The sequence below is a fragment of the Myceligenerans halotolerans genome (assembly GCF_054782975.1).
The window spans coordinates 40,656-66,594 of record NZ_BAAGRL010000032.1 but is presented as its reverse complement, the minus strand read 5'-3'; the positions used below and the strand labels follow the sequence as shown (position 1 = coordinate 66,594).

The window sequence follows — 25,939 nt, the reverse complement described above, 5'->3', positions numbered from 1 at the left end:
CCGAACAGCCGCCCTCCGAAGCGCGGCTCCCCATCACGTACGGGACGGTCGTCTCCTGAACGTCCAGGTCGAACAGGTCAGCAGTCGCACGGTCCAAGACCGCCACGTTCTCGCTCATCGAGACCAGCCCCTAGCAGTTCTTGCACGTCTTGCAGCTCTGACACGTCTTCGAGCAGCCCACGCTCGGGCAGTCCCTCTTCGAGCAGCCATCGTGCGTCGTGTCGTTACCCACGATGTACGGGACGGTCGTCTCCTGAACGTCCAGGTCGAACAGGTCAGCAGTCGCGCGATCCAAGACCGCAACGTCGTTGTTCACAGGTTCCCCTTCCAGCTCATGACTCTTGTCATCAGCAATCGAACCCGAAACCCACCAGAATGAACAGAGCACTCAAAAGGCATCTATTTGCACCTTGGTGATTCACGAGTCCTCGGGCGTGTCGCGCGGCCTGCGCTCATAGCCTTGACGCCGCGGCCAGACCGCCGTGAGACCCGCTGGTACCGATATCCAAGGACCGCGCGATGCGCGGCGGCTTCAGTTTCGTGAGAGGACACCAGGGATGAGCGTCAGCACCGCAGGCAGCGAAGACCTTCGTAACGCGATGGTCGAACGGTTGGCCGCCGATCATCGGGGGAAGGGCCTGGTGCTGCGCCCGGAGGTGGAGACAGCCCTGCGGACCGTCCCCCGCGAGCTGTTCACGCCGGGGATCCCGGTGGAAGAGGCGTACGAGAACACCGCCATCATCACCAAGAAGCTCCCGACGGGGGAGAACATCAGTTCGGTGTCGGCGCCCTTCCTGATCGCCGAGATGCTCGGCCAGGCGGCCGACGCTCTTGGTTCCCTGGACGGGCGCCATGTCCTGGAGATCGGCTCTGGTGGCTACAACGCGGCGCTCCTGCGTGAGCTTGTCGGCGCGTCCGGATCGGTCGTCACCGTCGATATCGATCCCGATGTCACCGATCGGGCCTCGGCATGCCTGGACGCTGCGGGCTACAGCGACGTCACGGTGATGTGTGCGGATGCCGAGCACCCCATCGAGCAGGGCCGCCGATATGACCTGATCATCGTGACGGCCGGTGCGTGGGACATCCCGCCTGCCTGGCGCGACCAGCTCGTGGACGACGGTGTGCTCGTCGTGCCGCTGCGGATGTACGGCACCACTCGGTCGTGGGCGCTGCGCCGGTCCGGTGACCGTCTGACCAGCCTGAGCCGTCGCTTGTGCGGGTTCGTGCCGATGCAGGGAGACGGCGCCAGCGCGATCCGCTACATCGACCTCGCCGACGGCGTCCACTTGCGGCTGGATGAAGGCGAGCAGGTCGACGAAGCATCCCTGGAGGGCATCCTGGATCAGCCCCGCGCGGAAGCCTGGGCCGGGGTGAGCCTGCCCCCCCGCACTGTCCTGGCCGACCTGGGCACGTGGCTGGCCATTCACCAGCGCGAGCAGTACGTCGTGTTGTCGGCGCAGGACGCGGCGATCACCGCCGGGACTGTCGCCCCAGGGTGGCAGCACGGTACCCCCGCCACCCTGGCAGATGGCACGTTCGCCTACCGGTCGCGGCTCCGCTGGGCTGACAGGCGCTTCGATCTCGGTTCCTATGCCCATGGACCCGACGCTAAGGCCGCGGCCGAACGCATGGTCGAGCACATGCGTGCCTGGGTCGAGGCCGGCTGCCCTGCCCCGTCCCTGGGCGTCTTTCCCGCAGCGACCCCGGACGGCGACTTGCCGGACGGGGCGGTTCTGGACAAGCGGCACAGCCGTCTCGTCCTGTCCTTCACCACTCGATAGAAGGGAATGTCTGATGACCCTCGAACTGAACCTCCGCCTGGTTGACGCTGGACCCGCCACCAGTGCCTACGCCACCAACACCGACGACAACTGCGGCTCGGGCGACACGGGCACCGACGCCTGCTCCGACGGAGACGGAAGCTCTCTGACCGCTCGGACGCCAGCAATGTCTAGCGCTCGTCCGCTCTGACACCTGTCCACCGATCGGGCCCGGCCTGCCACAGGCCGGGCCCTCGTGTTCTTCCCACCAACCCTCCAGGAGCGCGGATCGAGTCATGTTCGAAAGCGCGGATGCGGCGTTGATCAGGGCCGCCGCTGCCCGACTGGCCCGACCTGACCTCCGACCGGCCGGACCGCTGGATCGACTGGCTGGCACAGGTGTGAGCTCTGCCGGAGTTCCCCGGCGTTGTCGCCCAGGCTGCACCCGACTTGGCCGGCCGCATCGCGGCCGTTCTCGCGGGCGAGGCGATTCCGACTCGGAGGCTCCGCCGCCTGATCGAGGCCACCCTGCGCGGCAGTGCCGACGTCCGGCTGCAGCTCAACCTGGAGGAGAACGCCCACCTCTCACTCCTGCGCAGCCACCTCGACCGGCATCCGACCGCAGTCCTCACCGAGGCCCCAGGCCCGGCGGGCTGGATCGACGGCGGGCCGGCCGAGATCCTACTCACCCTCACCAGCACCCCGCCGGAACCCCGGCCCACCGCACGACCGGTCCGGCCTGTCAGCAACCTCCAGCACCGGCCCGGAAATGCACGCTGGCTGGAGGCCCGATTCCACGGTCCCACCGATCCCATCCTCAGATCGGCGACGAGATCTATCCTGTCGCGCCCGACTTCCGGACCAGGTATCTCGCCTGGCTCGACCGTGCCGAGAAGGAGGCCGGGATTTCCTGACGAAGTCCCAGCATCATCCGGGACCCGAAGGACGCCGTGCGCACGCCCCTGTCCGGGACAGCCCGTCAGCGAGCGATCACTCGTCCTCCTCGTCGGTCGCGTCCTTCCAGTGGGTCGTGTCCGCGACCAGGAGGTCGATGTGCACGCCCAGGAGACGGCCGTCGGAGTCGTGCGTGGTGATCACCGGGTAGAAGCCGTCGCCCCAGCCGGAATGGGTCAGCACGACGTTCTCCCCACCCGCGACGCCAGGCAGAGGGGCATTGGCGCGGTCCTTCCCGTGGTGGCGCGGATCGTCCAGCAGGTCCATCCACCGGTCGTGCGTCTCTTCGAGGGACGAGTCGAACGACCTGGGCAGCGCTTCGGCAGCGGTGGCGTCGGCGAACGCGACCGTGCCGGCGTCCACACCGGTGCCGTACCAGGCGCCGTCCTCCGGCGTGTCCTTGCCCTCCGGGATCCCGAGACGCACGGCGGCCACCGGGGCGTCGTCGTGCAGCACCACCGAGAGGTACGACTCGCGCAGATGGGACCCGTCCGCCGCCTCGGACACGTCCGCGACGGTCACGAACGCCGGGTAGGAACCGGGCGGAATCGGTACGGTGCAGCCCTCACCGAGGAACACGAACGGGTCACTCGCCTCCAGGCGTCCCGACGGGACGTGGAGGTCACCGACCTCGTGAACGGTCTGCGGGTACGCGCATCCCTCCGGGCGGCCGGTCTGCAGGGCGAAGAACGGGCGAGGGTGCGGCGGAGCGGTCGTTGTCGTCGTCACGGGACCAGACAGTAGACCGGGTGGCGGACATCCCCTGCGCGCCGGACCCGATGACCGGCATCCTCGGCACGTCGTGGCCGCACGTCCGGCAAGGCCGCTCGGCCCTGGGACCTCGGGCAATTAGGGTGAAAAATCCTGATAACGTTATCCCGCTTCGAGCCCGCTCCTCGAACCCGCTTCCTCGATCCCTGCCCAGACGAACGGATCGCGCATGCCGCAGAAGAAGACCCCTGGTCCGCAGGCGAGCCACGCTCGCCGACCACTGTTCACACCCCTGACCTCAGGCCGTACGATCTCCCGCCGGACGGTCATCGCCGGTGCGGCCGCCGCGGCTCCGTTCATCGCCTGGTACGCCTGGGCGGAACGACCCGGCGTGACCACCGGGACCGCGGAATCCGCGACCGTGGGAGACCAGGCGTCCTGGTCGGCTCTCCAGGGGACGAGCCAGTCCCCGAGCGCCTCACCGTCCGCGTCACCGTCGCCCTCGGCGTCCCCGTCTCCCTCGCCCAGCCCCTCGCCGTCGGCATCGCCGTCCGCCACCGCCTCGCCGTCGGCCGCCCCCTCACCGACGCCCACGCCGTCGGACCCGACACGGCCGGGCCTGCTGCACTCCGCGTCCGACCTCGAACGCGTCGCCGAGCGTGTCGCCTCCGGCGCCCAGCCCTGGGCCTCGGGCTGGGACCGCCTGGTGGCCAACGGCCGGTCGCACTCCGACTGGTCACCCCGTCCGCTGCGGGACGTGATCCGCGGCGGCGCCGGCGACAACGTCGGCCAGATGTACGCCGACATCGCCGCCGCCTACCAGAACGCCCTGCGCTGGCGGATCAGCGGCGAGAAGGCCCACGGCGACGCCGCCGTCCGCATCCTCAACGCCTGGTCCGGCACGATGCGGTCCCTGCGCGGCAACGCCGACCGCTTCCTCGCCGCAGGGATCCACGGCTACCAGTGGGCGAACGCCGCCGAGCTCGTACGCGACCACCCGGACTTCGACCTGCCGCGCTTCCGGAAGATGCTGCTGGAGATCTTCTACCCGATGAACGAGGACTTCCTGACCCACCACAACACCTCGGTGATCACGAACTACTGGGCCAACTGGGACCTGTGCAACATGTGCTCGGTGCTGGCCATCGGCGCCTTCGCCGACCGCAAGGACCTCGTGAACCGGGCCGTGGACTACTTCAGGAACGGCAAGGGCAACGGGTCCATCAAGAACGCCGTCCCCTTCGTGTACGAACGCGAGGGCCTGGCCCAGTGGCAGGAGACCGGCCGCGACCAGGGGCACAGCGTCATGGGCATCGGCCTCATGGCCACGTTCTGCGAGATGGCCTGGCACCAGGGCATCGACTGCTACGGCTACGACAACAACCGCTTCCTCAAGGCCGCCGAGTACGTCGCCAAGTACAACCTCGGCCACGACGTGCCCTTCACCGACTACACCTGGCAGCACGGCCCCGACACCATCGCGGCCCACGTGAACTGGGAGACCCACACCGAACCGAGCCCTGCCGCGCGCGGCCACGTGCGGCCCGTCTGGGACCTCGTCCTGGGCCACTACGCCGGGCGCCGGGGCATGGCCGCACCGTGGACCCGGCGCATGGCCCAGAGCATCCGGCCCGACGGCGGCGGCGGCGACTACGGCAACGGCGGCGGCTACGACCAGCTCGGCTTCACCACGCTGATGCACGCGCCCGGGTAGGCCGGGAGACACCGCGCCGACGATGGGCGCCATGGTGGAGACGATCGCCGTTGCCGGAATGCCCCTCTGGGAGATCCCGGCGGTGCTGGGGGACGGTCTTCGGCCCGACGGCGCATTGCGCGGCTGACGACCCGGACCATGCCTCAACCGCCTACGCCGCGGCGCACGACGATGACGGGCGGCACCCGCAGGCTCTGACCGACGACGCAGTACCGCTCCGTGAGGGCGGCGAGCTTCCGCAGCGTCGCGTCGTCCGCATCCGTCTCGAGGGTCGCCTCGATCGTGATCTCGCCGACGCCGACCGGAACGTCGCGATCGAGGCCCAGCGTGCCACGCGCGTCGAACGAGCCGACCGTTGTCAGGGCGGCGGAGCGGATCGCGACGCCCATGACCGTGGCGACGCTGCGGAGCGTGACACCGGCACAGGCGAGCACGGCCTCAAGCAGCATGTCCCCGCTGCAGGCGTCGGCCCCATCGCCGCCCGTGGCGCGGTGCAGGCCCGCGCGCACCGGCCCCGCCCAGGTCGCGACCGTCGTCGTGACATCGGGTTCGGCGAAGGTGGCCGAGGCGCGCAGCGGCGTGCTCGCCGCGCTCGGGTCGGCGCGATACCGCTCCTTCAGGGGTGCCTGGCGGCCTCGGAGCTCGGTACTGTCCATCCGTCCATTGGAACAGTCGGTTCCGGTGGGCGCCATGATGCTGCCGCCGAGCAGCCGGAGGAGTCGATGTGGCTGCTCCCCCGGCGCCCCGGGTTCAGTGCACGATGACCGGCTTCACCGCCGTGCCCTGGTACATGTCGGTAAAGGCGGCGTCGAGCTCGGACAGCTTGTACTGCTTGATGAGCCGGCCGAGCGGGAGCTTCCCGGCCGCGACGAGGTCGACGAGCTGCGGGATGAGCACCTTCGGGTCGGCGTCGCCCATGGTCACGCCGCTGACGGACTTCCCGGCGAGGATGCCCTGGAAGTCCACGGGAATCTCCGTGCCGGGTGGCGGGGCGGCACACGTGACGAGGCGCCCCCGCCCGCCGAGGGCGTCGATCGCGGACCGCGCCACGGCCGGCAAGCCCGTGGTGTCGAGAGCGTGGGTCAGGCCCGCGCCGCCCGTGATCTCGGCGATGCGCGCGACGACGTCCTCCTCCCGGCCGTCGACGGCGTGCGTGGCCCCGAGCTCGATCGCGAGCGCCAGCCGCTCCGGCACGACGTCGACGGCGACGAGCAGGCCGGGCTCCCGCAAGGCGGCGGCCACGACAGCCGACAGGCCGACGGCCCCGGCGCCGAACACCGCGGCACGGGCGCCCGGCCGGACGTCCAGCGCGTTCCACACCGCCCCGAAGCCCGTCATCACCCCGCACCCGAGCGGGGCGAGGCCCGCCAGGTCGGCGTCGGCACCCACGACGACGACGTTGCGCTCCTCCGCGACCGCGTGCCGCGCGAACGACGACTGGGCGAAGAAGTGCCCGCCGATCGCCGAGCCGTCGATCGAGAGCGTCGCGGTCCCGTCCTCCCGCGCCCCGGCGAACAGGTTCCGTGGCAACCACGTGGCGCAGTAGGCGGGGTGGCCGTCCCGGCACGCCGGGCAGTCGCCGCAGGACGTGTAGCTCAGCACCACCTTGTCCCCCGGCGCGGCCGCGGTCACCGCCGAGCCGACCTGCTCCACCACCCCGGCCCCCTCGTGGCCGATGACCCCGGGCAGCGGGAACGGGATGCCACCGGCCCACACACCCAGGTCGGTGTGACACACGCCGGTGGCGACCATGCGCACGAGGATCTCGTGGTCGCGGAGAGCGTCCAGCTCCACGTCCCGCACGGTGAACGATGTCTGCGGCGCCGACAGCACGGCGGCCCTGGTCGTGGTGCTCATGCCGGATCCTCCCCGAGGTCGATGACGATCGACTTGGTGCGCTGGTAGGACGCCAGCGCCTCGGGTCCGTACTCGCGGCCCCAGCCCGACGCCTTGACCCCGCCGAACGGCACGGCCGGGTCGAGCACGGCCCAGCCGTTGACCCAGCAGATCCCGGCGTCGAGCCGCTTGGCCACCCGGTGCACGCGCGCGATGTCCGAGGACTGGATGCCCGAGGCGAGGCCGTAGGCCGTGCCGTTGGCCATCGCGACGGCCTCCTCCTCGGTGTCGAAGGGCTGGACGGTCAGGACCGGCCCGAACACCTCCTCACGGACGCACTCCGCGTCCGACGACAGGCCGGCCAGGACCGTGGGCCGGTAGTAGAACCCGCCGCCCAGGTCCGCCGGCTCGCCGCCGCACACCACCTGCGCGCCGTCCTGGCGCGCGGACTCGACCAGGGCGGTGACCTTGTCGAGCTGCTTGCGGCTGGCGAGCGGTCCGACGACGGTCGCCTCGTCGGTGATGTCACCGAAGGGCACGCCGGGGACCGCCTGGCCCAGGATCCCGAGCACCGTCTCGTAGATCGGCCGCTCGACGAGCAGACGGGGACCGGCCATGCAGAACTGGCCGGCGTTGAAGACGAAGGCGCTGATCACGGTGCCGATCGCCGTGTCGAGGTCGGCGTCGGCGAACAGGATGTTGGCCGCGTTGCCACCGAGTTCGGCGGTGAACGGCTTGAGGGTGCGGGCGGCGAGCGCCGCGGCGTGAGCCCCCACCTCCGTCGACCCGGTGAAGGCGACCTTGTCGACCTGCGGGTGGCCGACCAGGTGGTCTCCCAGGCTCGCGCCGGAACCGGTGACGACGTTGAACACGCCGTCGGGGACGCCGGCGTCCTGGAGCACCTGGGCCATGAACAGCGCGCTGAGGGGCGTGTCGCCGGCCGGCTTGTGCACGATCGAGTTTCCGGCGACGAGGGCCGGGGCGATCTTGGTCGACGACAGGATGAGCGGGAAGTTGAAGGGGGTGATCGCGGCGACGACGCCGATCGGCTCCTTGCGGATGTAGGCGTGGGCGTTGGCGGGGATCTCGCGCACCGAGCCGTCCAGGTGCTGGCCGAGGCTCGCGGCGTACTCGAACTGCAGGATCGCGTGCTCGGTGTCGACGATGCGCGCGAACGTGATCGGCTTGCCGACGTCGTGGCTCTCGAGCTGCGCGAGCTCTTCGCGCCGCTCGCGCAGCAGCTCGACGGCCTTCAGCAGGATGCGCGACCGTTCCCGGCCGCTCAGGCGCGACCAGACGCCGGAGTCGAACGACTCGCGTGCGGCGGCGACGGCCGCGTCGATGTCGGCGGCCTGTGCCCAGGCCACGGAGGAGATCACGCGGCCGGTCGCGGGGCTGATCACGTCGCGGCGTCCGCCGTCGGCCGCTTCGCGCCAGTGGCCGCCGATGAACAGGCGTCCGGGCGGGAACTGGATGCTGCCGGTGGCAGCAGGGGGGTTGTCGGTGATGGTCATGACAGTCCTCTCGTCGTCGAGAAACCTCATTGAGAAGCCGACCGCTGCGCCGCCTCCCGGAGGCGCTCGGCGATGAAGGCGTAGCTGCTCCGGGCGGTGTCGACGTCGCTCATGTCGTACGCGTGGTCGACCCCAGGGATGTCGATGTGGGCGACGAGAGCGCCTACGTCGAGAAGCCGCCGCGCGTAGGCCACGCCGTCGCCACGGAGCCGGTCCAGCTCGCAGGTCAGGACCACCGCGGGGGCGATGCCGGTCAGGTCGGCGTCGTCGGCGGGGTGGGCCGGCGAGGCGAGGCGGTCCGCGCGCAGCGCGGGGTCGGGGATGTAGGCGTTGTCGAACACGTCGCCCATCCAGGGCTTGATCATCGGGTTGGTACCGGCCGCCGCCTTGTCCCGGGCATGGGTGACCAGGTCGAGCGGCGCGTAGTGGATGACCTGGAGCGCGATGCGCGGTTCGCCCTGCTCGAGCGCCTGACGGGCCACGGCCGCCGCGAGCGCGCCGCCCGCGCTCTGGCCGCCTACCGAGAGCCGCGTCCCGTCCCAGCCGTGGTCGGCTCCGTGGTCGGCGACCCGCCGCACCACCTCGTACGCCTGGTGCGGCGGTGCGGGGAACCGGTGCTGCGGCGCGACGGCGTAGTCGACGTTGACGACGACCACCCCCGCCTCGGCGGCCAGGTACCGGCAGAGCGCGTCGTCGAGCGCCGTGTCGCGCATGACGTATCCGCCGCCGTGGAAGTTGACGTGCACCGGCAGGTCCGGGGCCACACCGGACGGTCGGCCGGTGGGCCGGTAGACGAACGCCCTGGCCGGTCCGATCGAGGTGGGGATGCTGATCTCGTCGACCTCCGCGCGGCACTCGGGGAACGGCACCTCCTTGCCGCGCGAGGCGAGCTTGAGGCCGACCGTGGACAGGCGCTGCATCCCGAGCGCCACGGCCGAGGCCACGTGCACATTGCGGAGTACGGACACGATGAAGCCTTTCAGTACCGGTAGACGGTCTGCGCGGTGTGCACACCGCGGGGACCGTAGGGCGCCTTCTCGAGCCAGACGGCCGCGGCGTCGTCCTGCGGGGCGCGCTCGGCGGCGGACCTGACCTCGGCGGCCGTCTCGGCCGTGGGACGCAGGTGCGCCAGCGCCTCCCCCGCGGCGTCCCGGTTGAACAGCGCGGCCGACCGGCGGGCGAGGGCGAACCCCTCCACCGCCGCGCGGGCCGACGCCCGCGTTCCGGCCGCGAGCGCCAGGACGACGGCGGACGCGGCCGCCTCGGCGTCGGGCACGCCCGAGTTGAGACCCCGGGCGCCGAAGGGCGCGAACAGGTGGGCGGCCTCGCCGACGAGCAGCACGCGGCGGGCGGGGTCGGCGAGGTCGTGGGCGACGAGCTGGAGGAACTGGTAGGTCGAGACCCAGGAGGCGCGGTCCGCGTACCCGGGTGGGAGGACGGCGTCGAGCCAGGTGCGCACGCCGTCCGGGGAGGCGAGCTTGTCCGCGTCGTCGCCGTCGACGAGCTGCAGGTCGACCCGGTAGCCGCCGGCGAACGGCACGACGAGGACGTTGCGGCCGTCGACGGCCGGGTGGGCGTAGTGGAAGTGCCGCTCCTGGGGCAGCGCGGGCTGCTCGATCTCGTCGACGTCGACGACGATGTACCAGCCGTCGTCACGTTCGCCCTCCATCCGGGTGCCGATCTGCTTGCGGACGGCGGAGCGTGAGCCGTCTGCGGCGATCACGTACTGCGCCCGCCAGCGGTCTCCGCCGGTGGTGGTGAGGCGCACGCCGTCGTCGTCGGAGGCGACGGTGTCGACCTCCTGCTCCCAGGCGAACTCCACGCCGGCCGCGACCGCGCGCTCGTGGAGGTACTGCTCGGTCCGCACCTGCGGCAGGCTCGTGAAGTGCGGGTACGTCCCCGGTTCCGGGTCGGGGTAGGTCTTGGCGTAGACCTCCTTGCCCTCGTGGAACGTGCGCTGGGTGTTCCAGTAGACGCCGTGCTCGTACAGTTCGGCGCCGAGGCCGGGGCTGAGGCGATCGAGGATCTGCAGCGTCTGGCTGTGCGTGAAGATCGCCCGGCTGCCCGGCCGCTGCCGCCCCTCCGGCCCGGCCTCCAGGACGGTCACGGGGCGGCCGTAGGACCGCAGCGCCAGGGCCGCGGTCAGACCGACCGGCCCCGCACCGACGACGAGCGTCTCGCGCTCGGTGGCGTCCGCGGCCTCAGGGCTGGCACCCGCGGGCGACCACGCCGTTGTGCTGGGTGGTTGCGTTCCCATGGGCCACGATGGCGTGGTCGACGCCGGCTCAGGGTGCTGCGTGCTGGTCATGGTTCTCCTCTGGTGGGGGTCCGACGACGACGACGGCGTCCAGGACGACCGGTCCGCGGGCGGTGACCCGGACCGGGTTGAGATCGATCTCGGTGATGTCGTGGTGTGTGGTGAGTGCGTCGCTCACCGCCCGCAGGATCGCCGCGAGCGACGCGCGATCCACGGGAGGCGCACCCCGGAAGCCGTCGAGCACGGCTGCCGGTAGCGCGTCCACCATCTCGGCGGCGCGTTCGGCGGACAGGGGGGCGAGGCGCAGCACGGGTTCGGCGCCCGGTCCGCCGGCCAGCTCGACGCCGACGCCGCCGAGGCCGAGCAGGACGACCGGTCCGAAGACCGCGTCGCGGATCCCGCCGACGATGAGCTCGGTGCCGGGCGGGGCCTGTTCCTCGACGAGGTAGCGCCGCCGGGCGGCGGTGGCTGCGTCGATCCCGTCGATCGCGTCGAGGGCGATGTCCAGGTCCGCATGGCTGCGCACTCCTACGTGCACCCCGCCGACGTCGGACTTGTGCAGGAGGGCCGCGTCGAGGACCTTGACGACCACGGGCCGGTCCGGGCCGCCGAGTTCGTCGAGCGCCGCGTGAGCCGCGGCCCGGTCCGCGACCGCGCGGCGACCCATGGTGCGCAGGCCGCGCGCCTCGAAGAGTGTCTTGGCCTCGTCCTCGTCCGGTGCGCGGCCGAGGGTCCGCGTCGCGGTGGCGGGCGGCGCGTCGGCGACGGCGCGCGCGGCGGCGTCGCTCACCAGCGCGGCGAGGCCGGCGGCGAGGTCGCCCGGGCCGGAGTAGAGCGGGACGCCGATCTCCGCCAGCCGTTCGCGGTGCCGCTCGACGACGTCGGCGGGCCCGCCGGTCGCGTAGAGCACCCGGCCGGCGGCGTCCCCGACGGCGGCCACCGGGTCCAGGACGCCGGGCTCGTCGAGCGCGTAGACGCCCACGGCGTCGATGCCTGGCTCGGCGGCGACGAGGCGCAGCACGTCGGGGAACGTGTCCGACGGCCGGCCGGTGTCCACGGGGTTGCGCTGGTAGGTCAGCGGCGGCAGCAGGTCCCCGAGCCGGTCCAGGGTCGCGGGCGCCAGCTCGGGGACCCGCACGCCGCGGGCGCCGAGCGCGTCGGCCACGACGAGGCCCGGCCCGGCCTGGCCGGTGAGTACCGCGACTCCGGTCGCGGACCTCGGCGCGGCGGGCAGCCGCACCGACCGCAGCGCCTGGAGGGCGGCGACCATCTCGTCGAGGCCGTCGACAACGACCGCCCCCGCCTGCGCGAGCGCGGCGCGGGTCAGTTCGTAGGATCCGGTGAGCGAACCCGTGTGCGACTTGGCGAAGTCGCCGACGTCGGACCGCCCGACCTTGAAGGCGACCACGGGCTTGCGGGCCGTGACCCTGCGCAGGGCCGCGACGACCCCGACGCCGTCGGCGATGCCCTCGACGTGCAGGCCGACGGCGGTGGTCGCGTCGTCGGCCGCGAAGAAGTCGAGGAGTTCCGCGAGGCCGACGTCGGCCGCGTTGCCCAGCCCCACGCCGAGGCGCAGGCCGATGCCGGCGCGTTCGAGCAGGAAGGCGATGGCGAGGTTGACGCCGCCGGACTGGGCGACGACGCCGACCGTCCCGGGCAGGAGCGCGACGGCCGCGGGCATGAAGTTCGCGGACACGCCGTCGACCGGGTTCATGAAGCCCGACGTGTTCGGGCCGAGCAGCCGGACGCCCCCGCGCCGGGCCGCCTCGACGGCCTGCTCCTGGAGGTCGTGGCCCGCGGGGCCGCTCTCGGCGAAGCCGCCCGCGCACACCACGGCGGCCCGCACCCCTGCGGCCGCGGCCTCCTCGATGGCGCCCGGGACAGCCCCGGGCGGGACGACCAGCACGGCGAGGTCCACCGGGCCGGGCAGCTCTGCCAGGCTGGTCAGCACGGTGCGGCCCAGGATGGTGCCGCCGCGGGGGTTGACCGGGTACAGGTCGCCGTCGAAGCCGTCGAGCGCCTGCATCATCGCGTGCCCGGCCTTGTCCGGGCTGGCCGAGGCGCCGACGACCGCGATGGCGCGCGGCCGGAACAGGGGGTCGAGGGCGTGCGCCGAGGCGACCGGCAGCGCGGACTGCCCGGACTGCCCGGCGGAACGGAACGGCGCCTCGCCGGCGCGGGTCGCGGTCATCGCGCACCCGGCCGGCGGTCGTAGGGGACCGCCCCGTCGTCGGTCACGGGTACGTCGAGCCGGCCGAGCCGGTCGATCTCGACGACGACACGCTGCCCCGCGGCGATCGGGCCGACCCCCGCGGGGGTGCCCGTCGCGATGACGTCACCGGGGTGCAGAGTCATGACGTGGCTGGTGTACGCGACGAGCTCGGCGACGTCGAGGATCAGCTCCTCGGTCGACACCCGCTGCCGCAGCTCCCCGCCCACCCAGCAGCGCAGCTCCAGCTCGCCGGGGTCGCCGACCTCGTCGGCCGTGGTGATCCACGGGCCGAACGGGGTGAACGTGTCGAACGACTTGCGCGTCGAGCGGTCCTCGGTGGACCGCACCGTGATGTCCAGGACCGGGGCGTACCCGAGCACGTGGTCGAGGGCGTCGGCCACGGCCACGCGGCTCGCCGTGCGCCCGACGACGACGGCGAGCTCGCCCTCCTGGTCGGTCCGCACGTCGGTGTACGGCAGCCGGATCGCGTCGTCGGGCCCGATCACCGAGGAGTTCGCCTTGAGGAACACGCCGTACTCGGCGATGGTCTTCTGCTCGCTCATCTCGGCCTGGTGGTCGAGGTAGTTGACCGGCGCGCCGATCACCTTGCCCGGCCGGGCGATCGGCGCGGCGAGGCGGGCCCCCTCCAGGGGGCGGCTCGGCAGCCCGTCCAGGTCCAGGGAGGTGAGCTCGGCGAGACTGCCGCCACGCTCGAGGAACGCGAGCAGGGGGCCGCCCGCGCCCGCGCCGGCTCCGGCCACGCCCACGGCATCGGTCAGGTCGACAAGACGGTCCCCCACGACGGCGTGCAGGCGGGCGTCGACGGTGCTGGCTAACCTCATCGTCAGTGGCTCCTTCGGTAAGTTGACACAACAATCAACGGTCGGCGGGTCCGCCACCGAGCGCCGCCCGCAGCTCCGCCGGGACCGCGCACGGCACGCCGTCGTCGTCCACGTGGACGCAGAGGGTGGAGCCCTCGACGCAGGTCACGCCGTCCCGCAGCACCCGCCAGCCGTAGGTGACCGACGTCCGGCCGATCGCGGAGGCCTCGATCTCGACCACGACCTCGTCGCCGAACCGCAGCGGCGCGAGGAAGTCCACCTCCAGCCGGCGGCGCGGGAACCGGGTGAGCTCGGACCGGCCGAGGGCGCGCAGCAGCTGGTGCTCCGCGCGCTCCGCCCAGCGCAGGGCGGCCGTGTGATGGATGCGGCCGCCCGCGTCCGTGTCGGCGAACTCGACACGGACCGGCTCACGATGCCGGAACACGGCCTGCTATCCGTCGACCCGGACCACGACGGCCCCGGCGGAGTCGCCGGCGGCGCACCCCGTGAACAGGCCCGTGCCGCCGCCCCGGGCGTGCAGGGCGTGGACGAGCTCGGTGATCGCCCGGGCACCGGTCGGCCCCTGCGGGTGGCCGTAGACGAGCGAGGAACCGTACGGGTTCATCCGCTCGAGCGGGTAGTCCATCTGCTCGGAGAGCCACAGGTCGTTCACCGCGAACGGGTTGTGCGTGGTGACGACGTCGACGCCGGACATCGCGATCCCGGCGTCCGCCAGCGCCACGCGGGCGGCCTCGACGGGGGCCTTGGGCATGTACGCGGGCTCGGCGCGGCCGAACCCGGTGGCCAGGATCCGCGCGGTCACGCCGTCCTGCCCGATCTCCCGGGCGCGGTCGCCCGTCGCGACGACGACGCCGGCGCAGCCGTCGGCCGGGTGGGTCTGCGCGCCGTAGGTGACCACTCCCCCGGGCTTGACCGGCGACAGCTTCGCGAGCCCCTCGGCGGTGGAGGGGAAGACGCCGTGGTCCGCCTCGAACCAGTCCTCACCCTTCCGGCGCGGGACGCGGACGGGCACCATGTACCGCCGCTGGACGGCGCGGTCGTCGGCGAGCGCCGTCGCGTACTGCTCGTAGCGCATCAGCGCCACCTCGTCGACCTGCTCGCGCGTGTAGCCGCCGTCGGCCGCGGTGTTCTCCGCGGTGTCGTTCATGCTCTGGCCGGTGGTCGGGTCCAGCTTCATCGGGTCGAGCACCCAGTGCTCGGCCACGGGCGCGCCGCCGGGGCTGTGCTGGCTCGACCAGAGCATCAGCGGGCCGTTGCTGGTGCGGTCGGTGATCACGCCGATCGTCGTGGCGTGCGCGCCGAGCTCGACCTGCGTCGCCAGGTGCTCCACGACCACCGCCGACGTGGCGCAGGCACGCGAGATCCAGGGCCCGCCGAACCGGCCGGCGCCCAGCCGCCGGGAGACCAGGGTCACGCCGTAGAACCCGTACTGCTGGGGCACCGTGCAGCCGAGGGTCCACTCGGTGATTTCCTCGGGCGGCAGGCCGCGGTCCTCCAGCGCGCGGCCGGTGACGTCCACGGCCATGTCGAGGCTGTTCATCTCCGCCAGGGGTCCCTGCCACTTGGCGAACGGCGAGGTCCAGCTCAGGCCGAAGGGGATGTGTGCGTCGCGGAACTTCATGCGTGGCGACCTGCCTGTCGTTCGGGGACCGGGGCAGGTTCGATCGTGCCTCACCACACAGCATGACGTCAAGCATTTTCGTGACGCCCGTCAAGAGAGTGTCGAATGTCAGGCGGCCGGCGACGCGCCCGACCGGCCGAGCCGCTCGAGGAGATCGGCCCGCGCCGCACCGACGAGGGCCTCGCGCAGGCGCCGGAACGTGGCCGCGGACCGCCCGGACGGCCAGGCGTCCGAGAGGTGCTCGGCGGGCAGCCGGGGATCGGCGCGCAGCAGCGCGATCCAGTCGGCGCCCAGCGCCGTCATGTCCCGCAGCGGGTGGGCCGAGGACTCCACGTCACCCCAGGCGCCGAGGAACTCGAGGTGGTGCGCCCGGATCTCGTCCAGCCGCCAGGCCGAGCGGACCGCCCGCGTCGCCGGGAAGCCCTCGATCTCGTACGCGCGGAACGCGGACAGCTCGACGTCGGCCAGGGCGCCGTCGAGCGGACGGAGCGCGGACTCCACGTCGACCTCGCCGGGGGCGATCCACAGCCCGTCGCGCAGCAGGCCGAAGCCCGACCACGTCAGGGTCGCCCGCACCCGGTGGCGCGTGTCCCGCTGGCTCTCGGGCACGGAGAACGTCACGAGGGTCCAGCCGGTGCCGACGGGCGCGAACGGTTCGTCCGCCTGCACGCGGCCGCGCGCCTCGCGGAGCACCGACTCGCCCGCCGGGGTGAGGCCGTACGCCACCTCGCGGCCGGAGCGCACCTTCGCGAGCAGGTCGCGGCGGCTCATCCGCGCGAGCGTGGCGCGCGTGGCCGCGTCGCCCACGCCGAGCTCGGCGAGCAGCCCGATGAGCACGGCGGAGGGAACGTGCCCGACGTCGCCGTCGAGCACGAACTCCCCGAGGAACGCGAGCAGCAGCTGCTCGGGACGGCCCGAGGCCCGTCCTGCCGCGACGCGTTCCGTACTGTCCTGGACTGCGGGCATGCCCGGAAGTATTCCAGAAGGGTCGCGGTCAGACGTCGTCCCTCGCGTGATGGCCGTGCACGTCGAGGACCCGGGTGAGGAGCCGCCGCAGGGTGACCTTCTCCTCATCGGTGAGGCCCGCGGTGAGCGAGGCGTCCACCTGGGCCGCGTGCGGGACGAGCCGCCGCAGCTCGGCACCGCCCGCCTCGGTGAGCCGGACGACATTCCGTCGGCGGTCCGCGGCGGCCCGGGCCCGCTCGACGAGGCCCCTCACCTCGAGCCGGGAGACGAGGCCCGCGACGGTCGAGCGGTCCAGGTCGAGCGCGTCGCACAGCTCACGCTGGCTGGCGCCGCCGGTCCGGTGCAGCACGTTGAGCACGCCGAACTGCACGTTGCTCAGCTCCGGACCCGCCTCCTCGGCCCACACGGCCAGATGCACCTGCTGGGCACGCCGGATGAGGAAGCCCACATGCTCGGGCAGGTACAGGGAGTGGCGGCCGGCGGCGTCGGCGGTCGAGGGGCCGGTCACTCCACTTCGCTGAGTCATGGACCGATCATCACAGCCAGCGCGGCGGCGCGGGAACTTCACCTCCGCCGGAGACGACCACGCCGTCGGCCCCCCGGCCGGTCGCCCACCGCGTCAGATCGGCCGCGGTCCCCCGCACCACCAGGCTCTCCCGGCCAGCGCCGACCACGCCATCTCGGTCCATGCGAGCGCTGCCATCGGCCGAAACGGCGTGGTCGCGGTCGGTGGGCGCCAGCACGAGGGGCGGCACGTCGGCCGGGTCCAGGCGGCGGCGCCACGCGCCGAGCACGTCGGCGAGGAGCGCGTCGATCAGCTCGGGCGGGAAGTCCCCGAACGAGCCGCCGTTGTCGAGGTCGACGGCGTGCACCCACACCTCCCGGGTCCGCATCCACACGGTCTCGGACGCGGGCACGACCCGCCCGAGCGCCGTGCGCACCGGGGCGCGCCACGCCTCGTCGGGCAGGTCCCGCCACTCCACGTCGAGGTGCACCGCACCATGGGCGGACAGGTTGCGCAGCGCCCGGGCGGGGAGCGTCGCGGCGAACTCGATCTCCGCGTCGCGCTCCCGGGGCGAGCCGTACATCGGCGTCTCGACGCCGGTGGCCGCCCACTCGGTGAGCCGGGTGAGCGCGCGGGCGTTGAGCCCGACGTGCGCGATCACGTGCCGCCGCGTCCAGCCCGCCACGAGCGACGGCGCGTCGAGGCGGTCGTTCCGCAGCTCGTTGAGCTTGCGGGAGAAGTAGGCCTGCCCGCGGCGGGCGAGCAGCAGGCCGGCGCGGAGCTCCGGGTCGGCGGTCCGGTCGGTGCGGGCGGCCACGGTTCAGGCCTCCTTGACGACGTCGTTGCGCAGGGCGCCGAGCCCGCCCACGGAGGTGACCAGCGTCTGCCCGGGCGCGAGGTAGCGCTGGGGCCGCCGCGCGTGGCCGACGCCGCCGGGCGTCCCCGTGGCGATGACGTCGCCCGGGTGGAGGGTGACGATCTGCGAGATGTAGGACACGAGCTCGGCGGGGCCGAACACCATGTCGTCGATCGCCGTGTGCTGCACCTGTTCGCCGTCGACCTCCGTGGTCAGCTCACCGGCCGGGTCCACGGCGTCGGGCGTCGTGAGCCAGGGGCCGAACGGCGTCGTCGCCTCGAAGGTCTTGCCCTGCAGCCACTGCGGGGAGCGGTACTGGAAGTCGCGCATCGTCACGTCGTTGAGCACGGCGTACCCGGCGATCGCGTCCTCGGCCTCCGCGGGCGTGAGCCGGCGCGCCGTCCGGCCGACGACGACGGCGACCTCGCCCTCCCAGTCGACGGCGTCCGCGGCCTGCGCGGGCAGGACGATCGGGTCGTACGGGCCGATGAGCGCCTCGGGGAACTTGGCGAAGAGCGTGGGGTGCTCGGGCAGCTCCCGCCCCATCTCCCGGATGTGGTTGCGGTAGTTGAGCCCGACGCACACGATCTTGGCCGGGCGCAGCACCGGCGGCGCCCACGCCCGCGGGTCCAGGCCCGCCAGGTCGTGCTCGGGGCCGGCCGCGTCGCGCGCGATCGCGGCCCACCGCGAGTCCTGGAGCAGGTGGCCGACGTCGGCGTGGCCCGGCACCTCGACCGCCGTCCGCTCGTCGACGCGGACGGCGGCGGTGCCGGTGCCGAGCCGGAGCGTTCCGAGCCTCATGCGAGGTCCTCGTTCCGGCGGCCGGGGACGTAGGTCCGCGTGAAGTTCAGCCGGTCGACGATCGGGCCGTCGTTGAACCGGAACAGGTCGAACCGGCTGTCGGCGTGCAGGGACCACGGGACCCAGCTCGGCACGGCGAACAGGTCGCCGGTGTGCAGGCGGTGCTCGGTCTCGCCGAGCACCACGGTGCCCTCGCCCTCGAACACCTGCCACACCGAGGAACCGACCTCGTGCGTGACCGGCGTGGCGGCGCCGGCCCGGAGCCGGTGGAACTCGCAGCGCAGCGTCGGCATGACGTCCCCGCCGGTGGTCGGGTTCACGTAGCGGATGGCGGCATGACCCTGCCCGACGGTCGCCGGGTGCCCCGCGTCCTCCAGCGCGAGCTGCTCGCTCAGCGCCCGGTCCGTGTGCTCCCAGCGGTAGGCGGCGAGCGGCGAGCTGGCGGTGTCCTCGAGCCCGCCGAGGGGGCGCAGGCCGGGGTGGGCCCACAGCCGCTCGGACCGGGAGACGTCGGGCGACGCCTCGTCGGTGACGCGCTCCGAGCCGAACTCGAAGAATCCGACGTCGGCGTAGTGCGAGAACGGCACGTCGAGGCCGTCGATCCAGGCCATCGGCTGATCGGTGTCGTTGTGGTGGCCGTGGAAGTTCCACCCTGGGGTGAGCAGGAGGTCCCCGCGCCGCATCGCGACGGGGTCGCCGTTGACGACGGTCCAGACACCCTCCCCCTCGACCACGAACCGGAAGGCGTTCTGGCTGTGCCGGTGCTCGGGCGCGGTCTCGAACCCGCCGAGGTACTGGATCGCGCACCACAGGGTCGGCGTCGCGTAGGCCGTGCCGGTGAGCCCGGGGTTGGCCAGGCCGATCGCCCGCCGCTCGCCCCCGCGCCCCACGGGCACGAGCTCGCCGGACCGCTCGGCGAGGCCGAACAGCGTGGACCACTCCCACACGTGCGGCACCGCCTTCGGCGAGGGCGTGAAGGGCATGAGGTCGTCGCGCTGCGTCCACAACGGCGCCAGGTGGTGGGTGTCGAAGTCCGCGTAGAGCTGCCTGAGCTCCGCGGTGTCCGCCGTGCCGTCCATCTCCTGCATCGCTGCTCCTCCTGGTGGCCTCGTCGCCATTCGTTGGCATGCCAACGATAAGCCCAGGAGCTGTCCCGCGTCCATCTCCGCCTCGTTCCAGGACCTTGACGGGGCCCGGGGAGCGGCTCTAGTTTAACGCTACACTTCCCGGATGGGGCGGCAGCGCGACGCGCTCTCGCAGGCACCCGGGGCTGTTCTCAAAGGAGAGACATGACACGTGATGTGACAAGAAATCCGGCGCCCCGCGCCGGACGGCGGCTGACGGCACTCGTCGCCGCGACGGCACTCATGGGCCTGGCCGCGTGCAGTTCGGGCACCGAGGACGGCGCCGGCACCGAGAACGACGCCGGCGCGATGGCCGACTACGCGGCGGACACCACGTTCCGGGCGACCGAGCCCGTCGAGCTCTCGTTGCTGTGGACCGACTGGCCCGAAGCCCCGATCGAGGACTCGTGGGAGATCTTCGACGAGATCGAGGAGCGCACGAACGTCTCCCTGGAGCTGACGAACGTCCCGTTCAGCGACCATGTGGAGAAGCGGAGCCTCCTGATCAGCTCGGGTGACGCGCCCGACGTCATCCCGCTCGTCTACACCGGTGAGGAGCAGCAGTTCGCCGCCACCGGCGCCGTGCTGCCGCTCAGCGACTACGCGGAGCACATGCCCAACTTCAGCAAGCGCGTCGAGGAGTGGGGCCTGGGCGAGATGGTCGACAACCTGCGCCAGGCGGACGGCAAGTACTACATGACGCCGGGGCTGCAGGAGGTCTCCGTCCCGGTCTTCTCGCTGATCATCCGCAAGGACATCTTCGACGAGGTCGGGGCCCCGGTCCCGGAGACCTGGGACGAGCTGCGCGACGGCCTGGAGATGATCAAGGAGGAGTATCCCGACAGCCTGCCGCTCGCCGACGGCTTCGAGGGCGGGTCCATGCTCAACTACGCCGCGCACGCCTTCGGGACCGTCGCGGGCTGGGGCTTCGGCAACGGGACGTTCTTCGACGAGCAGAGCGGCACGTTCGAGTACGCCGCCACCAGCGACGAGTACCGCGACATGCTCGAGTACTTCCACGGCCTGGCCGAGGACGGCCTGCTCGACACCGAGTCCTTCACCGCCACGAACGAGGGCATGGGCACGGTGACCGAGAAGTTCGCCGCGGGAGAGGTCTTCGCCGCGTCCGGTGCGAACGGCACGGTCCAGGAGTTCGCCACGGCGCTCGACGCGACCGACGCGAAGGGCGAGTACGAGCTCCTCCAGATCGCCCCGCCGGGCGGCCCGGCCGGCCAGGTCGTCGAGCCGCGCAACTTCTGGCACGGCTTCATGGTCACGGCCGACACGGTGGAGGACCCGCACTTCGTCGCGAAGCTGCAGTTCCTCGACTGGCTCTACTACAGCCCCGAGGCGAACGATCTGCTGCGGTGGGGCGTCGAGGGTGAGACCTACACGAAGGCGGGCGACACCTACACCCTGGAGCCGGACTACTCGCTGGAGTCCTTCAACCTCAACCTCGACGGGACCACCGACATCTCGGAAGATCTCGGCTACTCCAACAACGTGCTCAGCGGCTCGACGGAGTCCCGCGCGCTCAAGCAGTCGTACAACGCGCCGGAGTTCGTCGACTACATCGACTCGGTGCTGGCCGCGCGGACACCGCGCGACCCGTTCCCGCCGGCGCCGCTGGACGAGATCGAGCTCGAGCAGGCGTCGCTCCTGGCGACACCGCTCCGGGACACGGTCGACACCAACACGCTCAAGTTCATCCTCGGTGAGCGGCCCCTGAGCGAGTGGGACGCCTACGTGGCGGAGCTCGAGGCGCAGAACCTGCAGGGCTACCTGGACCTGATCAACGGTGCCGCCGAGCGCTTCGCCGAGAACGACGGCTGACCGAACGATGGTGATGTCCGAGCCGCGGCTGGGCAGCACAGGACGTCAGCGCGACCTTCCCCGCGGGCGGCGGCCCGCGGGGAAGGTCCCGTGGCGGCTGGTGCTGCGCCGGGACGGCGTGCTGTACCTGATGGCCGTCCTGCCGCTGCTGTTCCTGCTGATCTTCCGGTACGGGCCGATGGTCGGCAACGTCATCGCGTTCCGCCGGTTCCGCCCGGGCGGCAGCATCTTCGGCGAGGAGTGGGTGGGGCTCCGGTACGTGGAGCTGTTCATCAACGACCCCACGTTCTGGCAGGTCTTCGCGAACACCGCGATCCTCGGCGGCCTGACCCTCGTGGTCGGCTTCCCGTTGCCGATCGTGCTGGCGCTCCTGCTCAACGAGGTCCGCAAGAAGGCGTTCAAGCAGGTGGTGCAGTCCATCTCCTACCTGCCGCACTTCCTGTCGATCGTGATCGTGGCCGGCATGACGATGCAGCTGCTCTCGATGCAGGGCACGGTGAACCAGGCGGTCGAGGCGCTGGGCGGGGATGCGATCCCGTTCCTGCAGCGGCCCGAGTGGTTCCGGACGATCTACGTGGGGACCGAGATCTGGCAGACGGTCGGGTGGGGAACGATCCTCTACCTGGCGGCCCTGACCACCGTGGACAGCTCCCTCTACGAGGCGGCGCGGATCGACGGCGCCAACCGGTGGCAGCAGACGTGGCACGTCACCCTCCCCGGCATCCGCCCCATGATGATCACGCTGCTGATCCTCAACATCGGCACGTTCCTCAACGTGGGATTCGAGAAGGTGCTCCTCCTGTACACCCCGCTCACCTATGCGACGGCGGACGTCATCTCGACCTACCTGTACCGGGTCGGCCTGGTCGCGAACAATCTCAGCTACGCAGCGGCGATCGGCCTGTTCCAGGCATGCATCGGCCTGGTCATGGTCCTGACCGCGAACTACATCTCGCGGCGAGTGGTGGGAGCAAGCCTGTGGTGACCTCTTCCGACGTGACGATGCCCGCCGACCCCCGGGCGGGCGTACCGGTGGGCCCGCGCGACTCCAGGGGCTACCGATGGTTCACCCGGTTCAACACGGGCGTGCTGGTGCTGGTGTGCCTCGCGATGATCTATCCCTTCGTCACCCTGGTGGCCCAGTCGTTCTCGAGCCCGGGCGCGATCAAGGCGGGCCTGGTGAACGCCGTCCCGGTGGGCTTCAACTTCGACACGTACCGCGCGGTGATGCAGGACGAGCGGTTCTGGACGAGCTACGGCAACACGGTGCTGTACACCGTGGTCGGCACGACGATCGCGATGCTGCTCACCACCACGTTCGCCTACGTGATCGCCAAGCGGCACCTCCGGGGCCGGAACATCCTCATCGGCGTGGCCGTCTTCACCATGTTCTTCAACGGCGGGATCATCCCCAACTACGTGCTGATCTCGTCGCTCGGGATGAAGAACACGATGTGGGCGGTGGTCCTCCCCCCTGCGCTGTCCGTGTTCAACCTCCTGGTCATGAAGGCGTTCTTCGAGAACCTGCCCCGCGAGCTGGAGGAGGCCGCGCAGATCGACGGGCTCGGCTGGTTCGGGATCTACGTGCGTATCGTGCTGCCGCTGTCGAAGGCGGTCATCGCGACCATGGTGCTGTTCTACTCGGTGCAGTACTGGAACGACTGGTTCACGGCGTTCCTCTACCTCGACAAGAACGACCTGTTCCCGATGTCGCTGTACCTGCGCAACCTCATCGCGGGGGCGTCGACGACGACGGCGGAGAGCGCGGCGGCCATCGGGAGCACGACCGCGGCCATCTCGGCGAACATCCAGGCCGTGACGATGGTGCTGGCGATCCTGCCGATCCTGTGCGTGTACCCGTTCGTGCAGCGGTACTTCGTCTCCGGCGTCATGCTCGGGTCCGTCAAGGGCTGAGGAGCACCCGCACCTGATCCCGGATCTCCTGGACGACGTCGTCGACGGGCACATCGGTCCGTCCGTCCTGCGGGCATCTTCCCGCGCCGCCGCGCTACCGTGACCCCGGAGGCATCCATGGATCCGACAGGCACCCCGCGCGACCGCACCGATCTGCTGCTCGAAGCGGTCGTCACGGTCAGCCACGGCCTGGAGCTGGAGACGGTCCTGCACCACATCGTGGAGACCGCCGTCGAACTCGTCGACGCCCGGTACGGCGCCCTCGGCGTCCTGGGCGACGACGGCAGGATCGCCCGGTTCCTCACGGTCGGGCTGAGCGACGACCAGATCGCCGCGATCGGACCGTACCCGACCGGTCACGGCGTACTGGGCGAACTGATCCGCCACCCCGTACCCCTCCGCCTGCACGACCTGTCCTCCCACCCGGCCTCCGTGGGCTTTCCCGCACATCACCCGCCGATGCACCGCTTCGTCGGAATGCCGCTGCGCGTGCACGGCTCACCGTTCGGCAACCTCTACCTCACGGACAAACGCGGCGGACACGACTTCACCGGCGAGGACCAGAGGGTGCTGGAGGCCCTCGCCGCGGCGGCCAGCGTGGCCATCGAGAACGCCCGCCTCTACGACGACACACGCCTGCGCGAACGCTGGGCCCGCGCCAACGACCGGATCTCACGCCAGGTCCTGGCCGGATCCTCGCCGGACGACGTCCTGACACTCATCGGCAGCCAGGCACGCGAGGTGGCCGACGCCGACCTCACCGCCATCTCCGTCCCCGACCCGGCCACCGGACGCCTGGTACTGCAGGCGGCATCCGGGCTCGACGCCGAAGCACACATCGGATCGGTCCTCTCCGCCGACGGAACCTTCGCCGCACTCACCTTCCGAACCGGCGTACCGATGGTCACCGATGACGCCACGACCGACGAGCGGGCCGCATTCTCGCTGGACCTGCCCGTAGCGCTGGGCCCGCTCGCCGTCTGGCCCCTCGGCAAACCAGGAAGCGCCCGCGGCGTTCTCGCCGCGGCGCGCCTCCAGGGCCGCGCACCCTTCTCCCCCGTGGTGGTCGAAGCCCTCGGCGCCTTCGCCGCCCAGGGCGCCGTCGCCCTCGAACTGGCCGAAGGACGAGCCAGCGCCGAACGCGTCGCCCTGCTGCGCGACCGCGAACGCATCGCCCGCGACCTGCACGACCTGGCCATCCAACGGCTGTACGCGACCGGGCTGTCCCTCCAGCGCACCGCACGCACCGCACCACCCCAGATCGCCGAACACCTCACCACGGCCGTCGACGACGTGGACGAGACCATCTCCCTGATCCGCACCACCATCTACCGCCTGCAGCCGGGCGACCGGTACGGCGGCACGGGATCCCGGCGGGTCGGCCTGCGCTCACGGGTGATCACGGAGGTCGACGCCACGGTGGTGCCACTCGGGTTCGCTCCCCGGCTCCGGTTCGAGGGAGCCGTCGACACCCTGGTCACGCCGGAGGTCGCCGACCACGTCGTCGCCGTCCTGCGCGAGGGGCTGTCCAACGTCGCGCGGCACGCGTCCGCGACGCGCGCAGGGGTGCTCCTGACGGTGGCCGACGACGATGTGGTGCTCACCGTGGCCGACGACGGCGTGGGGATACCGCCCGGCGCGGCGCACAGCGGCCTGCGCAACCTGGCGCGCCGGGCGGAAGAGCTGGGCGGCAGCTTCGAGGTGGGGCCCGCGGACCCGGACGCGGACCGCCCCGGTACCCGCCTGGTGTGGCGGGTGCCGGTGCCGGCGGACACGGTGCTGCCAGGCTGATGCCGGGCCGTCGCGGCCGCGCTCAGGAGCGGGGACGCTCGTCGCGCTCCAGGCGGGCGGCGAGGGCGGCGGCCTGGGCCCGCCGTTCGAGCCCGAGCTTGGCGAAGATCCGCGAGACGTAGTTCTTGACCGTCTTCTCGGCGAGGAACAGCTCGGCGCCGATCTGCCGGTTGGTCAGGCCGTGCCCGATCAGCACGAGGACGCGGTGCTCCTGCACGGTGAGGTCGGCCAGCGGGTCCGGCTCGTGGTGGGCGTCGGCCCGGAGCCGTTCCATCACGCGTGCGGCGGCGCGGGGATCGAGCATCGAGCCGCCCGACGCGACGGTCCGCACGGCCTCGACCAGGTCCGTGCCCCGCACCTGCTTGAGCACGTAGCCCGCGGCACCCGCCAGGATCGCGTCGTAGAGCGCTTCGTCGTCCGCGAACGAGGTGAGCATGAGGCAGGCCAGGGAGGGCATACGGGAACGCAGATCGCGGCACACGGTGACGCCGTCGCCGTCGGGCAGTCGTACGTCCAGCACCACGACGTCGGGAGCGAGCGCGGGGACGCGGGCCAGGGCTTCGCGGGCGGTGCCGGCCTCGCCCACGACCTTCAGCCCCGGCTCGGACTCCAGCAGGTCGGCGACACCACGACGCACCACCTCGTGGTCGTCCACGAGAAACACTCGCACGTCCATGCGTTCTACCGTAGCGGTGGTGCCCGCCCCGGTCGCTGCCGGGGCGGGC

At 71.9% G+C, this 25,939-nt stretch carries 23 protein-coding genes; 7 read left to right on the top strand and 16 right to left on the bottom strand.

The features are described from left to right. Positions 1 to 557: 557 nt before the first annotated feature. Both fxlM and fxlA read left to right on the top strand, forming a co-directional pair. The gene (gene fxlM / locus ACYVK5_RS19365; protein ID WP_460707605.1) at positions 558 to 1,784 is read left to right on the top strand and encodes a methyltransferase, FxLD system; all 1,227 of its coding nucleotides are present in this window, start codon (positions 558 to 560) and stop codon (positions 1,782 to 1,784) included. 13 nt (positions 1,785 to 1,797) lie between these two features. Then, on the top strand, positions 1,798 to 1,974 hold the full coding sequence (fxlA, locus tag ACYVK5_RS19360; RefSeq protein WP_460707604.1) for an FxLD family lanthipeptide: 177 nt from the start codon (positions 1,798 to 1,800) through the stop codon (positions 1,972 to 1,974). A 779-nt stretch (positions 1,975 to 2,753) separates the two neighbouring features. Here fxlA and ACYVK5_RS19355 read toward each other — a convergent pair. Next, positions 2,754 to 3,446 (bottom strand): DUF4241 domain-containing protein, encoded by a 693-nt coding sequence (locus tag ACYVK5_RS19355; RefSeq protein WP_460707603.1) that lies wholly within the window; start codon positions 3,444 to 3,446, stop codon positions 2,754 to 2,756. Between the two features lie 211 nt (positions 3,447 to 3,657). Between ACYVK5_RS19355 and ACYVK5_RS19350 the strand changes: the two genes are divergently transcribed. Next, complete coding sequence (locus ACYVK5_RS19350; RefSeq protein ID WP_460707602.1) at positions 3,658 to 5,142, top strand: alginate lyase family protein; 1,485 nt, start codon at positions 3,658 to 3,660, stop codon at positions 5,140 to 5,142. Positions 5,143 to 5,285: 143 nt separating this feature from the next. On the opposite strand, the gene ACYVK5_RS19345 is transcribed toward ACYVK5_RS19350, so the two are convergent. From ACYVK5_RS19345 to ACYVK5_RS19280, 14 genes are all read right to left on the bottom strand, one after another. Beyond that, the gene (locus ACYVK5_RS19345; protein ID WP_460707601.1) at positions 5,286 to 5,798 is read right to left on the bottom strand and encodes an OsmC family protein; all 513 of its coding nucleotides are present in this window, start codon (positions 5,796 to 5,798) and stop codon (positions 5,286 to 5,288) included. 94 nt (positions 5,799 to 5,892) lie between these two features. After that, entirely contained in the window at positions 5,893 to 6,999 is a 1,107-nt protein-coding gene (locus tag ACYVK5_RS19340; protein WP_460707600.1) for an NAD(P)-dependent alcohol dehydrogenase, read from the bottom strand. Beyond that, complete coding sequence (locus ACYVK5_RS19335; protein ID WP_460707599.1) at positions 6,996 to 8,492, bottom strand: aldehyde dehydrogenase family protein; 1,497 nt, start codon at positions 8,490 to 8,492, stop codon at positions 6,996 to 6,998. Before ACYVK5_RS19335 ends, ACYVK5_RS19340 begins: the two co-directional genes overlap by 4 nt. 26 nt (positions 8,493 to 8,518) lie before the next feature. Then, positions 8,519 to 9,460, bottom strand: a complete 942-nt coding sequence (locus tag ACYVK5_RS19330) for an alpha/beta hydrolase fold domain-containing protein (RefSeq protein WP_460707598.1) — start codon at positions 9,458 to 9,460, stop codon at positions 8,519 to 8,521. Between the two features lie 11 nt (positions 9,461 to 9,471). After that, entirely contained in the window at positions 9,472 to 10,800 is a 1,329-nt protein-coding gene (locus ACYVK5_RS19325) for an FAD-dependent monooxygenase (RefSeq protein WP_460707597.1), read from the bottom strand. Further along, positions 10,778 to 12,940, bottom strand: a complete 2,163-nt coding sequence (locus ACYVK5_RS19320) for an acetate--CoA ligase family protein (protein ID WP_460707596.1) — start codon at positions 12,938 to 12,940, stop codon at positions 10,778 to 10,780. The genes ACYVK5_RS19325 and ACYVK5_RS19320 overlap by 23 nt, the downstream gene beginning before the upstream one ends. Then, complete coding sequence (locus ACYVK5_RS19315) at positions 12,937 to 13,803, bottom strand: fumarylacetoacetate hydrolase family protein (RefSeq protein ID WP_460707595.1); 867 nt, start codon at positions 13,801 to 13,803, stop codon at positions 12,937 to 12,939. The genes ACYVK5_RS19320 and ACYVK5_RS19315 overlap by 4 nt, the downstream gene beginning before the upstream one ends. A 34-nt stretch (positions 13,804 to 13,837) precedes the next feature. Then, the gene (locus ACYVK5_RS19310; RefSeq protein ID WP_460707594.1) at positions 13,838 to 14,227 is read right to left on the bottom strand and encodes an acyl-CoA thioesterase; all 390 of its coding nucleotides are present in this window, start codon (positions 14,225 to 14,227) and stop codon (positions 13,838 to 13,840) included. A 6-nt stretch (positions 14,228 to 14,233) separates the two neighbouring features. Beyond that, on the bottom strand, positions 14,234 to 15,424 hold the full coding sequence (locus ACYVK5_RS19305; RefSeq protein ID WP_460707593.1) for a thiolase family protein: 1,191 nt from the start codon (positions 15,422 to 15,424) through the stop codon (positions 14,234 to 14,236). A 108-nt stretch (positions 15,425 to 15,532) separates the two neighbouring features. Beyond that, complete coding sequence (locus ACYVK5_RS19300) at positions 15,533 to 16,390, bottom strand: PaaX family transcriptional regulator (RefSeq protein ID WP_460707592.1); 858 nt, start codon at positions 16,388 to 16,390, stop codon at positions 15,533 to 15,535. Between the two features lie 28 nt (positions 16,391 to 16,418). Then, the gene (locus tag ACYVK5_RS19295) at positions 16,419 to 16,916 is read right to left on the bottom strand and encodes a MarR family winged helix-turn-helix transcriptional regulator (RefSeq protein ID WP_460707591.1); all 498 of its coding nucleotides are present in this window, start codon (positions 16,914 to 16,916) and stop codon (positions 16,419 to 16,421) included. Positions 16,917 to 16,926: 10 nt separating this feature from the next. Continuing rightward, positions 16,927 to 17,712, bottom strand: coding sequence for a maleylpyruvate isomerase family mycothiol-dependent enzyme (locus ACYVK5_RS19290; RefSeq protein ID WP_460707590.1), 786 nt, complete (start codon positions 17,710 to 17,712; stop codon positions 16,927 to 16,929). A 3-nt stretch (positions 17,713 to 17,715) separates the two neighbouring features. Further along, entirely contained in the window at positions 17,716 to 18,552 is an 837-nt protein-coding gene (locus ACYVK5_RS19285; protein ID WP_460707589.1) for a fumarylacetoacetate hydrolase family protein, read from the bottom strand. After that, complete coding sequence (locus ACYVK5_RS19280) at positions 18,549 to 19,640, bottom strand: cupin domain-containing protein (RefSeq protein ID WP_460707588.1); 1,092 nt, start codon at positions 19,638 to 19,640, stop codon at positions 18,549 to 18,551. The genes ACYVK5_RS19285 and ACYVK5_RS19280 overlap by 4 nt, the downstream gene beginning before the upstream one ends. A 201-nt stretch (positions 19,641 to 19,841) precedes the next feature. Between ACYVK5_RS19280 and ACYVK5_RS19275 the strand changes: the two genes are divergently transcribed. From ACYVK5_RS19275 to ACYVK5_RS19260, 4 genes are all read left to right on the top strand, one after another. Continuing rightward, entirely contained in the window at positions 19,842 to 21,509 is a 1,668-nt protein-coding gene (locus ACYVK5_RS19275; protein ID WP_460707587.1) for an ABC transporter substrate-binding protein, read from the top strand. A 7-nt stretch (positions 21,510 to 21,516) separates the two neighbouring features. After that, a complete protein-coding gene (locus ACYVK5_RS19270) occupies positions 21,517 to 22,494 on the top strand; it encodes an ABC transporter permease (protein ID WP_460707586.1) in 978 nt (325 codons plus the stop codon). 17 nt (positions 22,495 to 22,511) lie between these two features. Further along, positions 22,512 to 23,423 (top strand): carbohydrate ABC transporter permease, encoded by a 912-nt coding sequence (locus ACYVK5_RS19265; protein ID WP_460707643.1) that lies wholly within the window; start codon positions 22,512 to 22,514, stop codon positions 23,421 to 23,423. Positions 23,424 to 23,540: 117 nt separating this feature from the next. After that, complete coding sequence (locus tag ACYVK5_RS19260) at positions 23,541 to 25,214, top strand: sensor histidine kinase (protein WP_460707585.1); 1,674 nt, start codon at positions 23,541 to 23,543, stop codon at positions 25,212 to 25,214. A gap of 22 nt (positions 25,215 to 25,236) precedes the next feature. Here ACYVK5_RS19260 and ACYVK5_RS19255 read toward each other — a convergent pair whose 3' ends face one another. Continuing rightward, the gene (locus ACYVK5_RS19255; RefSeq protein ID WP_460707584.1) at positions 25,237 to 25,890 is read right to left on the bottom strand and encodes a response regulator transcription factor; all 654 of its coding nucleotides are present in this window, start codon (positions 25,888 to 25,890) and stop codon (positions 25,237 to 25,239) included. Positions 25,891 to 25,939 lie beyond the last annotated feature (49 nt).